Source organism: Candidatus Chlorohelix allophototropha (assembly GCF_030389965.1).
Lineage (GTDB): Bacteria > Chloroflexota > Chloroflexia > Chloroheliales > Chloroheliaceae > Chlorohelix > Chlorohelix allophototropha.
Map to the genome: position 1 here is coordinate 2009385 of NZ_CP128400.1, position 12891 is coordinate 2022275.

12 protein-coding genes and 1 pseudogene are annotated in these 12891 nt (G+C 53.7%); 11 read left to right on the forward strand and 2 right to left on the reverse strand.

Annotated features, from left to right (window positions below):
- Nucleotides 1–11: 11 nt before the first annotated feature.
- A pseudogene (locus tag OZ401_RS25960) lies at nucleotides 12–374 on the reverse strand (toll/interleukin-1 receptor domain-containing protein); the annotation flags it as partial.
- A 369-nt stretch (nucleotides 375–743) separates the two neighbouring features.
- Between OZ401_RS25960 and OZ401_RS21270 the strand changes: the two are divergent.
- The 10 genes from OZ401_RS21270 (at nucleotide 744) to OZ401_RS21315 (ending at nucleotide 11613) form a co-directional block, all read left to right on the forward strand.
- The gene (locus tag OZ401_RS21270) at nucleotides 744–1157 is read left to right on the forward strand and encodes a hypothetical protein (RefSeq protein WP_341470539.1); all 414 of its coding nucleotides are present in this window, start codon (nucleotides 744–746) and stop codon (nucleotides 1155–1157) included.
- Nucleotides 1135–1314: a hypothetical protein gene (locus OZ401_RS21275; RefSeq protein WP_341470540.1), complete on the forward strand. Its 180-nt coding sequence runs from the start codon at nucleotides 1135–1137 to the stop codon at nucleotides 1312–1314. The genes OZ401_RS21270 and OZ401_RS21275 overlap by 23 nt, the downstream gene beginning before the upstream one ends.
- Before the next feature lie 15 nt (nucleotides 1315–1329).
- Nucleotides 1330–2235, forward strand: a complete 906-nt coding sequence (locus tag OZ401_RS21280) for a major capsid protein (RefSeq protein ID WP_341470541.1) — start codon at nucleotides 1330–1332, stop codon at nucleotides 2233–2235.
- 9 nt (nucleotides 2236–2244) lie between these two features.
- Nucleotides 2245–2817, forward strand: a complete 573-nt coding sequence (locus tag OZ401_RS21285) for a phage adaptor protein (RefSeq protein WP_341470542.1) — start codon at nucleotides 2245–2247, stop codon at nucleotides 2815–2817.
- A 145-nt stretch (nucleotides 2818–2962) separates the two neighbouring features.
- On the forward strand, nucleotides 2963–4978 hold the full coding sequence (locus OZ401_RS21290; protein ID WP_341470543.1) for a hypothetical protein: 2016 nt from the start codon (nucleotides 2963–2965) through the stop codon (nucleotides 4976–4978).
- A 26-nt stretch (nucleotides 4979–5004) separates the two neighbouring features.
- Nucleotides 5005–5154 carry a hypothetical protein gene (locus tag OZ401_RS21295; protein ID WP_341470544.1) on the forward strand — a complete coding sequence of 50 codons (150 nt, stop codon included), beginning with the start codon at nucleotides 5005–5007 and terminating at the stop codon, nucleotides 5152–5154.
- 23 nt (nucleotides 5155–5177) lie between these two features.
- The gene (locus tag OZ401_RS21300) at nucleotides 5178–6539 is read left to right on the forward strand and encodes a phage portal protein (protein WP_341470545.1); all 1362 of its coding nucleotides are present in this window, start codon (nucleotides 5178–5180) and stop codon (nucleotides 6537–6539) included.
- A 27-nt stretch (nucleotides 6540–6566) separates the two neighbouring features.
- Complete coding sequence (locus OZ401_RS21305; RefSeq protein WP_341470546.1) at nucleotides 6567–7544, forward strand: Y-family DNA polymerase; 978 nt, start codon at nucleotides 6567–6569, stop codon at nucleotides 7542–7544.
- The gene (locus OZ401_RS21310) at nucleotides 7492–8934 is read left to right on the forward strand and encodes a phage terminase large subunit family protein (protein ID WP_341470547.1); all 1443 of its coding nucleotides are present in this window, start codon (nucleotides 7492–7494) and stop codon (nucleotides 8932–8934) included. The genes OZ401_RS21305 and OZ401_RS21310 overlap by 53 nt, the downstream gene beginning before the upstream one ends.
- 276 nt (nucleotides 8935–9210) lie before the next feature.
- The gene (locus OZ401_RS21315; RefSeq protein ID WP_341470548.1) at nucleotides 9211–11613 is read left to right on the forward strand and encodes a sensor domain-containing protein; all 2403 of its coding nucleotides are present in this window, start codon (nucleotides 9211–9213) and stop codon (nucleotides 11611–11613) included.
- Nucleotides 11614–11814: 201 nt separating this feature from the next.
- On the opposite strand, the gene OZ401_RS21320 is transcribed toward OZ401_RS21315, so the two are convergent.
- A complete protein-coding gene (locus tag OZ401_RS21320; protein WP_341470549.1) occupies nucleotides 11815–12252 on the reverse strand; it encodes a hypothetical protein in 438 nt (145 codons plus the stop codon).
- Between the two features lie 408 nt (nucleotides 12253–12660).
- Between OZ401_RS21320 and OZ401_RS21325 the strand changes: the two genes are divergently transcribed.
- Complete coding sequence (locus tag OZ401_RS21325) at nucleotides 12661–12876, forward strand: hypothetical protein (RefSeq protein ID WP_341470550.1); 216 nt, start codon at nucleotides 12661–12663, stop codon at nucleotides 12874–12876.
- Nucleotides 12877–12891 lie beyond the last annotated feature (15 nt).

The window sequence follows — 12891 nt, forward strand, 5'->3', positions numbered from 1 at the left end:
TAGTAATTCAGCAAATGCCATTCTTTCAGGCGACGCGGCATCTCGCAATCGCGCAACTTGAGTGGGATGATAAATATCCGGTCTTCCGGCATATAATCCGCCTTATCCAGCGCAATCTTGATTTCGCGCTGCACATAGCCCTCTTTGCTAACTGATTCGGACGAGAGACACACCAATATTGCGTGGCTTTCTTCCACCGCCTTCTCGATTTCATCGTGCCATCGCTGTCCGGCCAGTAGCTTTTCTTCGTCCAGCCACGGGTCAATCCAGCTGACGGTTTGCAAGCGGTGATATAGCGACCGCACCGCCTTTTTATCCCCGGAGGAGTGGCATAGAAAGACTCTTAGCTTGGTGGGGGCGGGCATATTAGGCATACCATCAACTTTACATAAAAATAGTGTAATCCTAGCTTATCTGAAACAAGCGATAAACTGCCGCTAAACATGAAAATATTATAACGAGGTAAATGGTGATGGGCAAGCCAACCCAACGCGGGCGTGTCGAGCCACGCCCCTACAAATCAATTAAAACCTCAAAATTCTATTAATCTAATTTTAATATTCGGCTGAAATGGGGCATTTTCTTAACCGGAATTAACCAATTATTAGTACATTTGTACTATTTTATGCACGGATGGGCTAAAAGCTACAAAAATGTAGCACGAAAATTTGATGCCATGCGAGAAGTGGGTATGATACTGACAGTACAAATGTTCGTATTTCTATTCGAAAGGAGGGAGGCAGATGGCGAGACGGTGCGCCCGTGAGGGTTGCAAGGCGTGGGCAAAGCGCGGCGGAGAGCTATGTGCCTCTCACCAGATTGCACCAGTGCCAAAGCAGCATGAGAGTTCCGGTTTGTATGAGCAGATTTTGACGGAGGAAGAACTTGAGCAATTGGGTCAGGTTACGCAGGGCGAGCTTTACGGGCTGGATCGGGAGATTCGGGTCACGATGGTGGCATTTGCGCGGCTCTTTCGGGAGGGGCGTTTTAAGGACGCAACGATGGTGGCGATTTATAAAGCCCGTTTGCTGGAAGCTCGGCAGCATTTGCTGGAAAGCGGTAAGGGCGAGTTGGCAAGTGAGCTTGAAACGTGGTTGGCAGATTTTGAAGACCAGCCGGAAAAGGAAGGTGAAGATGGAAACGAGGGTGACAGATGAGAAGCGAGAGGAACAGGCGGTGCGCCCGGTAGAGGTTGCGCCTGAGCCACCGCGAGTGACTCCGGTGGGCGCGGGCGGTGGGCAGCGGGTGACGCTGGTGGATGTGACGCGGATGAGTCCGTATCAGAAGATTCGCTACGGTTTGGAGAAACGTTAGAAAGGAGCAGGAACGATGGGATTAACTTTGACACAGGCAGCGAGCCTGACAAACGATGTGTTGGTGCAGGGGGTGGCGGAGGCAATTGTGACGGAATGTCCGTTGCTGAGTCGCTTGCCGTTTTACGATTTGAACGGCACGCAATTGGTGTGGAACGAGGAAAGCGCGTTGGGTAGCCCTAGCACTTATTGGTATGCGGTGGGCGATAGTTGGGAGGAGGCGAGTTTTACGCCGATACAGCGTACCAAAGCTCTGACGGTGTTGGGCGGCGATGCGGACGTGGATAATTTTCTGGCGCAGACTTACCGCAACCCGAACGATTTGGTGGCTGTTACCATCGAGGAAAAGGCAAAGGCGGTGGGTTATCAGTTTAATCAGGCGATTATTATGGGCGATTCGGCGACTACTACGAATCAGTTTGACGGGGTGAAGAAGTATATCGGGACGGGAACGCAACGGCTGGTGGCAGGGGCAACCGGTGCGGCTTTGACGCTGGATATGCTCGACCAACTGATTGATGCGGTGAAGCCGGGCAAGCCCGATGTGTTGGTGCTGAGTCGGCGCACTCGGCGCAAGTTGAAAGCGTTGTGGAGGGCTTCGGGCATCGGCTACGAAACGATGGAAGCGTTCGGGCAACAGGCGTTGGCGTATGACGGTATTCCGGTGCTGGTGGACGATAATTTGCCGGATACGGAGGGCAACGAGACAGGCATCACCGGAACAAATCTATCAAGCGTGTACGCGCTGCAATTCGGGATGAAGCGGGGCGTAATCGGTCTGACCAACGGCGGTTTGCAGGTAGAGGAAGTGGGCGCGTTGGAGAGCAAGAACGCGCACCGCTATCGGATTCGCTGGTATTGCGCCTTGGCGGTGACTCGTGCGCCGGGGGTGGCAAGGCTGGCGGGTGTGAACGCGAGTTAGGAGGGCGCGATGACCAGTAAAGCAGAGTTGCGCGAGCGGGTGCGCGTGGAGTTGGGCGATACGGTGGCGACTTATCTGTGGTCAGATGCGGCTTTGAACGAGTGGATCGGCGCGGCTATCGAGGAGTGGTCGCGCCTCGCTCCACCGCAACGCAGCCAGACGTTGACTACGGTGGCGGGGACGCTGGTTTATACGCTGGCGGTGGCGCATCAGGGGCTTTTGAGCGTGAGGGCAGCGGGGCGTGATGTGGCGTTGGATGAGCGATTGTGGCGCGAACAAAGCGATGGGACGGTGCAACGGCTGGCGTTCGAGTTCGATCCCGGTTCGGTGAGCTATACGCTGGAATATTTGGGCTGGTACGCACTACCCACCGCCGATGCAAGTGTGTTGGAAGTGGCGGGAAGCGCGGAACGGGCGTTGGTTTTTCGGGTGTGCCAGCGGGCGTTGAGTTGGCTAGAATCGCAGCGCGGAAAGACGCGGGGGCAGCCTTCTCCTACCGGGTCGGCGCATTACGAGAAGCTGTTCCGAGAGCAGCGGGGTTTGTTTGCGGCGAAGGGTCGCGGGTTGCGCTTGAGGTTGTAGGAAGATTTCAAGCAGATGTATGAACGTTCGTTTATTACAATTATGCTTGTGCAAGAATGAATGAACGTTCGGATATAGATAAAGAGGGCGAATTAGAAACGACCATAGGGGTTAAGTCAATCCGAAATTATGAAGGGAGGTTGGTATGGTTACGGCGGGAGTGACGCATGATGTGGCGCTGGATGGAGTGGGCTATATGCTGGCGGGAGGGAAGGATGCCTATGTTTGCGGAGGGACGAGTGGGCGTGCGCCGGGATTGTCGAGCGGAGCGGCAACGGGCGCAAGCTGCTCGAATGTGCTGGCGGATGTGCGGCGGATGGTGTTTGAGGATTGGCAAGCAGATGCAGATTGGTATGCCAGCGAACCCGGAAAACCGGCACAATTGCAAGGGGTGCGCCCTTTACTAGGCGGAACGGCGGTGACGCTGCCACCCGCGCCGCGCAGCTTTGCGTTGGCGGGAACACCTTCGGAGAGTCGCTATAGCGTTTGCGTGTATAACAGCACGAATTATTTCAGTATCGGCAGCAAGCTGTACAAGCTGACCGCCGATGCCAGCAAGAGTTTTACGGGCTTTGTGGATACAGGCTTGAGCTTTGCCGGAAGCATTTCGGATATGTGCGTGCATAATGGGTTGCTGTTTATCGCTTGCCTTAGCTCAAAAACCTACACCTACGACGGGGCAACGTTAATAGACGTAACCGCCACTTACGGCGGTTCTTTTTATGTGGCGAGCTACGCGGGGATGCTGTTCTGGACTTCGGGCGGTTCTTCGGAGGTGTTGAACTGGCGCATTCCGGCGACCAGCGTCAATTATAGCCAAAATATAGGGGCGATTGTGGCAGCGTTAGTTCCGGCGGGTGGTTCGCTATGGGTCGGGGGCGAAACGGGGCTGTTCCGCTTGACCGGACATTTGAGGGCGGGAAATCCTTCTAGCGCACCGGGCGTGCTGAATTTGTTCGAGCCAGAGCTTGTGCTGGTCGCGCCTGTTTCGCCTTTTCGTCCGCTTGCCAGCCAACTCTCGGAGTATAACTTTTATCGGATGGTGGCAGCACACGGCTATTTGTGGTTTCCGGTGAACGGGCGGTTGTATCGCCTGCGCTTTTCGGACAGTTTGGGGGTAGCGCAGGGCATTATCGAGCCACAACCGCTGTACGGGAAGTCGCGCGGTCTGAGTTTTTGCGATGGGCTGGTGGTGTGGGTGTGCGAGTCGGGCGGTTGGCGTTATATCTGGTGTTGGGAGCCGGGGCTGGAATGGTGGTTGCTGGACGCGGGCGGGCTGAGTACCCAAAATTACGGGCAGCCTTTTTGCGGCTTTCCGACCTGTCGGGATGCGGCAATTTGCTGTACGGTGCAGGGCGAAAACCGGGTGACGCGCTGGTGTTTGGATAATTCCTATCCTTCTGGGCGCAACCCTTCTAGCTTCGGCTTGAGCGATGTGACGGCAACGGGCTATATCCGCTTGCCGGGTCTGAGCTTGGAAGATTTGGCGCGGGTGGGCGGAGAGAACGGGCGGGTGGCGGTGGCGCGAATTACCGCAATCGGGGTGGAGTGGGGTTTGCCCGGGGGCTTGAATAACTGGTTCGACCCTTCGCCCTATGTAACGGGCGGGGCAAGCGCAGGCACAATCAAGTTTGAGCCGCAGTTTTCCACTAACGCGGGGGCAAGCTGGACTTCGGCGGGAGCGTATGCGCCAACCGCAGGCGCGAATTTTCAGAACGGGAAGCGGCGTTGGGAGATAAATTCCACGTTGGGCGAGGCGGTGACGGTAGCCGGGACGCAGCCGGGTTGTTACGAGATTTTGCTGAAGCTGGAAGGGGCGCATTTTCCGGCGGTGCGGCGGGTGTGGCTGGAATATCGCTTGGAACGGGTGCAGCATGCCAGCAAGCGCGAGTGGAAATTGCGGCTGTCGCTATCCGAGCCAGTCACCACGCCGGGATTGAGCGGGCAACCGGGCAGCGCGAACGGGGGTTGGAGTTCGGTTTCGTCCGCTTTGTCCGCGATAAGGACGTTGTGGAGTAGCGGTAATACGGTGGATTTTTATGATTTGGACGGTAGCGGCGCATATCGGGTGAAGGTGGCGAGTTTCAAGGCGTTGCGCCTTTCCGCCTCTGCCCCTTACGAATGGGAGATGGCGTTGACGTTGGCGGAGGTGCAGGAGTGAGGCGGGGTTGGTAGGGGCGCATTCCGATGCGTCCTCGATGGGTGGCGTTTATCGTGGGGGTTGGTGGCGATAAAAGAAGGGCGTATTCAAATACGCCCCTACGGGTTAATTCTCTTGGTATAGGTGAGAGGTTGGTAGGGGCGCATTCCGATGCGTCCTCGATGAATGGCGGGTAAATTGAGAAGAAGGAGAAAATTAAATGATTGGACAGGATGCGGCGATGATGTACCCGTTGCGGTTGCGGGGCAAGGAATTGAACGAGGATGACGAGGGGCGACGCGCCCGTTATATGCGTTATCTCGATTTTTACAAGGGCAATCAGTGGGCGAATACTGTTCCCGAACGGGCGGGGCAACGCCGCTTGACTGCCAATTATGCGCGAGCTTTTATCAAGAAGGGGGCGAGCTTTTTGTTAGGGGCGGGGGTGCGCTACGAGTGCGCCGACCCACTGGCGCAAGCGGCGTTAGAGCGTTTGAGCGGCGAAAACAGTTTTGATTTGCTGGATTACGAGGCGGCAATTGATAGCGCGGTGTTGGGCGATGGCGCGTTCAAGGTGACGCTGCAACAGGATGGGACGGTGCGAATACGTGGTGCGGATGTGCTGAACCTTGCTTGCGAATGGGCAGGGGATGATACGCGCCGCCTCTTGCGCGTGACCGAACGCTATATGCTCAGCGCGGACGAGGCGTTTGAGTTGGCGGGGATGTTGCCGCTGCAAGGCGAGGTGGAAGTGGAAGAATGCTGGACTGAGCAGGAGTTCCGGGTGCGCCTTGCGAACGACCCGCGCCTTGACAAGGTGCAGCCCAACCCCTACGGCTTTATCCCCTATGTGGTGTTTCCGAACGAGCGGCGACCGCGCATGTTTTGGGGCGATTCGGATTTGGTGGATATACTCGAACTATGCTCGGAGTTTAATGTGCGAATGAGCGTGATGTCGCAGCTTTTGCAGTTTTCGGGCAATCCGGTGCTGGTGCTGGAAGGGGTGGATGGCAGCGATGGACGTTTGCGGGTGGGACCCGGCGCGGTGTGGGAATTGCCGCCGGATAGTCGCGCCTACCTATTAGAATTGTTAGGACAGGGCGGTTTGCAGGCGCACATGGATTATATTTCGGCGTTGCATCGCGCCCTGTTCGATTTGGCAGAGATGCCGCACTCGGCGTTTGCGCGGGATGTGCCGGGAGGAGTGTCGGGCGTGGCGTTGGAAATGCTGCTGTATCCGTTGGTGCAGAAGGTACGGCGCAAGCGTCAAATCTGGACGGAGGCGTTAGAGCGACGCGCTCGCATGGGGTTGCGCTTGCTCGGCTTTTCGCCTGATACGGCGGTGCGGGTAATTTGGGCGGATATTCTGCCGCGAGATCGCGCCACGCTGGTGGCAAACGAAATTGCGCTGGTGGGGCAAGGGATTCACAGTCGCGCCACCGCGAACCGTCTGTTGGGAACGGAGAATCCAGAGGCAGAAGCGGAAGCAGCGTTGGCGGAGATGCAAGCCGGCGCAAACATGCGGAAGCCCTTGCAGGTGAGCGGGGCGTTGGTGCAGGGTTTGGCGCAAGCGGCGGGGTAGGAACGTTTTAAAAGGAAGGTTGATTTTATGGATGGGGCAGCGGTGAACTTGGTAATATCGGCTGACGAAGTAGCCGCTCACAAGCTAACTTCTCAAGGGGTAGCGGTTGGCACAGCAATTTCCTATGCCGAGAGGTCGGCGCGAGTGATGGAAACCTTGCACCGCTTTGGTCATGAACCGGAGATTTATTCGTTGGATGAGGCTTTTATGACTTTGCCGGAGATGTCGGCAGTGGCGCGGCTGGAATATTGCCGAAAGGTGCGGACTCAGGTGAAAGACTGTACCGGGCTTTCGGTGAGCGTGGGGGCGGCGCGTACCAAAACGTTGGCGAAAATTGCCAATCAACGCGCCCAGAAAGACCTTTGGTATGAGGGTGCGCTGGATATTTCGGAGTGGGGCGAGCAGGAGGTGGACAAACTGCTGGCAGCAACGGACGTGGCGGAGGTGTGGAGCATCGGCAGTCAGTGGGCAACCTTGTTGCGGCATTATGGCTATAGCAGCGCGTTCGACCTGAAGTATGCGCCGGAACGTTGGGTGGCGCAACGGCTTTCGGTGGTAGCCCAACTCACGGCGTTGGAGTTGCGGGGTGTGCCGTGTATTTCACCGGAACTGGCTACACCCTCTCCAAACGCGCTGGTGTTGTCGCACACTTTCGGGCAAGCGGTGGCGAGATTGGGCGATTTGAAGGAGGCGGTTTCGAGTTACACGGCGCGTTTGGGCGAGAAGTTGCGACGGCAGTGGTCGGCAGCGAGTGTGTTACAAGTGTTCTTGTATGCCGATTCTCACGCCGCCCATGTCACGCTGCCGTTACCGCAACCCACCAACGATACGCCCGCGCTGACCGAGTGCGCCTGTGCTGGGTTGGAAAAGATTTATCGGGTAGGGCGGCGCTATCACAAGGTGGTGGCGCTGGTAACGGGCTTGTCGCAACGAGCGATAACCAAGGCAGGGGTTGAAAAACCAACCCTACGGGTTAGAATGGGTGGGAATTATGCGGGTGATTGAGGCGATTGTGCGGGACATTGGGGAATTTTCGCGGCGATTGTTGCCGGAACATGCCCTGCGCGATTATCAACTGGAGGTGGCAAGGGCGATTTTATCGCTGGTGGCGGGGAAACGGGGCGGCAAAGTAGCGGCGGTGTTCTCAAGGCAGAGCGGGAAAGATGAAATGCTGGCGCAAACGCTGGCATTTTTGTTGTTCACGCGGCAACGGCGGGACGGGCGCATGGTGGTGGTATTGCCGAGCCACCAACAAGCCAGCATTTCGTTGAACAGATTGGTAAATCGTTTGGAGAATATCGCGCTGTTGCAGGGGCGATTTAGGGTGACAGGGCGCGAGGTGAAACTGGGTAACGCCTCTGTTCGTTTCATGAGTGGGGCAGCATCCGCACAGGTGCGGGGCGATACCGCCGACCTGTTGCTGGTAGCGAACGAGGCGCAGGATATTGCCCCTGAGATTTGGGATGCGCGTTTCGACCCGATGGGCGCGTCCACCAATTCGCCCACTTTGTTTATGGGTACGCCATGGACTTCGCGGACGCTGTTGGCGCGGGAGATGAAGGAAGCGCAACGCCAACAACGTTTGTATGTGGTGGATTGGCGGAGGGTGGCGCAGGACGTGCCGCCTTATGGCGAACGGGTGCGGCAGCGCATCGCCCAATTCGGAGAGCGGCATCCTTTCGTGCAAACCGAATACGAGTGCCACGAATTGGAAGGAGAGGGCGGGCTTTTTCCCGCTTCTCGTTGCGCCCTGATGCGCGGTTCGCATGCGCGGCGGGAAAGCGCGTTGCCCGGTTGCGAATACGCTTTGCTGGTAGATGTGGCGGGTAGCGATGAGACACGGGCAGGGGGCGAGAAAAACGCCAACCGTCACCGCGATAGTACCGCTATAACGGTGGTAGAGGTGGAAAGCGGAGAGGGGTTGCCGCTATACCGGGTGGTAAATCGCTACCTGTGGCAGAATGTGCCGTTGCAAGCGCAAGCCGATAGGCTGGTGGGCTTGGCGCGAGAGACATGGCAGGCGCGTTTTGTGGTACTGGACGCAACGGGCATCGGGGCGGGTTTGGCTTCGAGCTTGCGGGCGCGTTTGGGTAGAAAGGTATTGCCCTTCGTGTTCAGCCTCAAGAGCAAATCCGATTTGGGCTGGCAATGGCTTGGACTGATAGAGAGCGGACGTTACTTCGAGTACGCAGAGGATGGCGCAGAGGAGACTCGCTTATTCTGGGAGCAACTGGCAGCGGTGGAGTTCGAGGTGTTGGACGGGCCCGGGCGCATGTTGCGTTGGAGTGTACCAGACCCAACCTTGCACGATGATTTGGTGATGAGCGCGGCGCTGGTGGCAACCCTAGAAGAGCAAGATTGGCGGCGTAAACTCGCCCGCAGCCTAACGGAGTGATTATGTAATACTCCTGTTACCAAAATCAAAAATAATTAATGTTTGTCTTAATGTTGGCAAGCGATAATTAGCGTAAGTTACACGGGTATTCGAAAGTGTTGTTTACAAAAGCAATGCTATCGAGTAAGTGACAGATTAAAATAAATTAAGAGCCTTCGATTCAGGCAAGTATTTACACTATTTGCCTGAAAACTTACTTCAAATAATGTAATATAATGTTAAAATAGTTTAGACTATGTAAACCAAGTTGCAGCTACGTTGTGGAATCCGATTAAAATGCAAACTAATAATGACCTACCGGGGAAACCCAAACTCCGCGAGAAAATAAAAACCACTCTAAGAAAACCTACCGCTCAAAACGCCATTTTTATAGTACAGGTTGTAATTCTTATATTGTCCCTCGGCTATCTTGTTTTAGTCCATCTAACCTCAAATACCGGGGATTTCAGCTCATTATTTCAAGCGCTGGTGCTTGTTATCATTATTGTGGTGCTGTTGCCCTATGTGATACAACACGGCAACCCTTTGTCCAAAGAAGCGCGCCGTGCCAGAAAATTAAAAGCCTTACTGGAAGCACGTAGCAAATTTATGTTGGAACACGCGCCGGTTGGGTTGGCAATAAGCGATCAATACGGAAATTTGGTACAGGTTAATACCTACCTGTGCGAATTAATGGGCTACTCCCAAGCGGACGTACTTAAACGCAATTATAAAGAATTTCTTTGCCCCGGTGAATCTGCTCTCCCGAATGACCTGTTGCAAAAGCTCTATTCCAAAGAAATCAATCATTACCAGACCGAACGCCAAGTGGTTACCAGCGACGGTAAATGTATTTATATCCTGCTTGAAATAAATGCTATAACAAGCGACAAGATAGAAAATGACTGCTTCTTCTTTGCCCAAGTAATTGACATAAATGAAAGAAAGCTGGCAGAACAACTGGCAGTTGAGCGCAATGATGTGCTGGAAATGGTAGTGCGGGGTGAGCCGATATCAACCGTCATTACCAAATTGGTAGAGATGGTGGAACATCGCCGTTCGAACGTGTATTGCGCCATTATGCTGGTGCGAGAGGGGCGACCCTATTTTACAATTGCGCCTAGCCTTTTTACCTACCACCCGAAAGTGTTGGAAAATTTTCTCGATGAGTGGTCGGGTAGCGCTAAGTCTAATGAAATAGAAGTGGCAGGTACGCAGTGGAGCGCGCCCGTTTTATCCAGCGCGGGTCAATTGTTGGGCGTACTGGCAGTTTATTTTGAGGGTAAGGATACCCTATCTGTTGATGATTTTGAACTGTTCGAGATGATTACCCGCATTACCGCCATTGCGCTAGAACAACGCCAGTTGAGCGATATGTTAAACTATCAGGCACACCACGATGCTTTGACCGGGTTGCCCAACCGTCTTTTGTTCAACGATCGCCTTGAGCAAAGTATTTACTTTGCACGGCGCAATAATACCAGAGTAGGTCTTTTTTACATTGATCTTGACCGCTTTAAGGTGGTTAACGATACATTGGGGCATCATGTCGGCGACCAATTGCTGGTTGAGGTGGCGCATCGCTTGCACGGCTGTATCCGCCGCAGTGATTCGCTTGCTCGGATGGGGGGCGATGAGTTTACGGTGGTGCTAGGCGACATAAAAGGCCCGCAGGAAGCCGCTCATATTGCCGAACGCATTATAGAATCGCTAGAGCAATCGGTGAAAGTGGGGGCGCATGATTTGCATATCACCGCCAGTATTGGCATTTGTCTGTTCCCGGATGATGGCAATGACGAGGAAGAGATGATGCGCAAAGCTGATACGGCGATGTATCGCGCCAAATCCACCGGCATGAATAATTATGTGTTTTACTCCGATGAGATGAATACCTATTCTCACGAACGGCTCGATTTGGAAAACCAGATGCGCGGGGCGATGAGCAGAAACGAGTTTCTGTTGCATTTCCAACCTATGTTCGCGCTGAAAGACCAGCATTTGCAAGGATTTGAGGCATTGATACGCTGGCAACATCCTCAATTGGGAATGATTCCGCCTAGCAAATTTATACCGATTGCCGAGGAAAGCGGCATAATCATGTTGCTTGGTAAATGGGTGCTGGAAGAAGCAGTGCGCCAATGTCGCAGGTGGTTGGATACGGGCTTGGGCGAATTGGGGGTAGCAGTCAATGTTTCGGCGCTTCAGTTTGAACGCTTCGATTTTGTTAGTACGGTGGAAACTACGGTGGAACGCTACCAGTTGCCCACACACCTGCTGAGGCTAGAAATTACCGAGAGTTTGCTGACGCGACAACCACTTGAGGCAAATAAAAAGCTGGCACAACTGCGCGAACTGGGCGTAACGGTGGCGATTGATGATTTCGGCACAGGCTATTCCTCGCTGAGTTATTTGCAAAATCTGCCGGTGGATATTCTCAAGATTGACAGTTCTTTCGTAACGCGGCTCGGCGCAGATAGTGGGCAGCACTCGCAGGATGCTTTGGTGAAGGCGGTGGTTTCTCTGGCGCACAGTTTCGGCATGGAAGTAGCAGCAGAGGGAGTCGAGACAATCGTACAGTTACATACGCTGGAGACTATGAATTGCGATATAGTGCAAGGCTATTTGTTCGGGAAGCCCATGCGCGCCGCTGATATTTCCCCATTTGTTTTGCTGCATAGAGCCGAATACCATATTTTTTAACAAGGGGCTTATGAGGATTAACAATTAAAACCGTAAAACGTGGTTTGGGGTAAATCCACCAGATTTCACCATCAAACGCGGGCGCATCGCGATGCGCCCTTCGGAAATCTCACCTATATACGGATTTATTTCTTAACGTTCATAACCCCCTTGTGTGTATCCGAACCAAAACCCCCACGCCTCCTGCCTAGCCAGAAACTATCACTGCTTTCTTTCAGCCAACAATTTAACTTGCTCCAAAGCTTTGGGATAGTTGACGGTAAACTCTTCTTCCAATTCTGGCGGAACATCAAACGCAACGGTTAAAGTCGTTATGCCATCTTTCTGTGCTAGGGAGTAACTTTCCTCACCGCCAGTCCACTGCTTTTCACGCTCTTGTTGTCCGACTTCCTGCGTATCTACAAGGTGTCTGAGCAGCAAAAATTCGCCTAAGACGAGCTTTTCAACCAAACTTGTTACGCCATACCCGTTTGCAGCAGAGATAAACTGTATTTCATTGCCTTCTTTCAGATCACCAACCATGTATGTTTCCGGGTCAATAATGCTTGCCCATTCACGAAATGTTTCGTCTTGCCACAGAGTATTCCAAACCCTATCCTTAGTGGCATTTATCTCAAGGGTGAATTGTATTTCTTTCATAGCTTTATTTTAGCACAAGGCTTATATTTGGACTATCTGCTAAGCGGTTTTACCCTACGCAGGCGTAAGGTCGGTATTTCCATTTTCAACATCCGCCCCAAACGTTAAGAAAATCGTTTGTTTTTGTAGGGGCGGTTCGCACCCTCTACGGGGCGCAGGCGAACCGCCCTGCCTGAATCCCTCAAATTGAACCTATCCAACGAGGGCGCATCCCGATGCGCCCCTACGAAATCACCTCACGCCCTTACCCAACCCCCTTTGAGAACCGTTTTATAGAGGGCAATTTCTTTCTTGCTCCTACTCGATAGGGATAAAGTCTAATTGACAGGGCGGTTTATTATACCTACAATGAAATCAGGCGAGTGAATATTCGCCTCTCAGAAGTTGGATTAAAAGGGGAGGCACGACATGGTTAAATTCTGGTATGAGTGGGGTTCGATGTTAGCCGCGTTTATACTTGGGTTGCTATGCCTGAATCTCGCGCAGAGTAATATCGAGCTTGGCTGGTTCAGCCCCGCGCTGATAAATTTCATCGGCTACATTTCTTTTACTTTTGCCATGGCAATGTTAGTGGTAAAACCCTTCGAATATTTGGATGCGCTGCTACAAGGCACGAAGAAATAATAGGGAAAAAGAAAA

Coding starts and splice junctions, on each gene's coding strand:
- OZ401_RS21270 (WP_341470539.1), top strand. CDS start 744: ATGGCGAGACGGTGCGCCCGTGAGGGTTGCAAGGCGTGGGCAAAGCGC.
- OZ401_RS21275 (WP_341470540.1), top strand. CDS start 1,135: ATGGAAACGAGGGTGACAGATGAGAAGCGAGAGGAACAGGCGGTGCGC.
- OZ401_RS21280 (WP_341470541.1), top strand. CDS start 1,330: ATGGGATTAACTTTGACACAGGCAGCGAGCCTGACAAACGATGTGTTG.
- OZ401_RS21285 (WP_341470542.1), top strand. CDS start 2,245: ATGACCAGTAAAGCAGAGTTGCGCGAGCGGGTGCGCGTGGAGTTGGGC.
- OZ401_RS21290 (WP_341470543.1), top strand. CDS start 2,963: ATGGTTACGGCGGGAGTGACGCATGATGTGGCGCTGGATGGAGTGGGC.
- OZ401_RS21295 (WP_341470544.1), top strand. CDS start 5,005: ATGCGTCCTCGATGGGTGGCGTTTATCGTGGGGGTTGGTGGCGATAAA.
- OZ401_RS21300 (WP_341470545.1), top strand. CDS start 5,178: ATGATTGGACAGGATGCGGCGATGATGTACCCGTTGCGGTTGCGGGGC.
- OZ401_RS21305 (WP_341470546.1), top strand. CDS start 6,567: ATGGATGGGGCAGCGGTGAACTTGGTAATATCGGCTGACGAAGTAGCC.
- OZ401_RS21315 (WP_341470548.1), top strand. CDS start 9,211: ATGCAAACTAATAATGACCTACCGGGGAAACCCAAACTCCGCGAGAAA.
- OZ401_RS21320 (WP_341470549.1), bottom strand. CDS start 12,252: ATGAAAGAAATACAATTCACCCTTGAGATAAATGCCACTAAGGATAGG.
- OZ401_RS21325 (WP_341470550.1), top strand. CDS start 12,661: ATGGTTAAATTCTGGTATGAGTGGGGTTCGATGTTAGCCGCGTTTATA.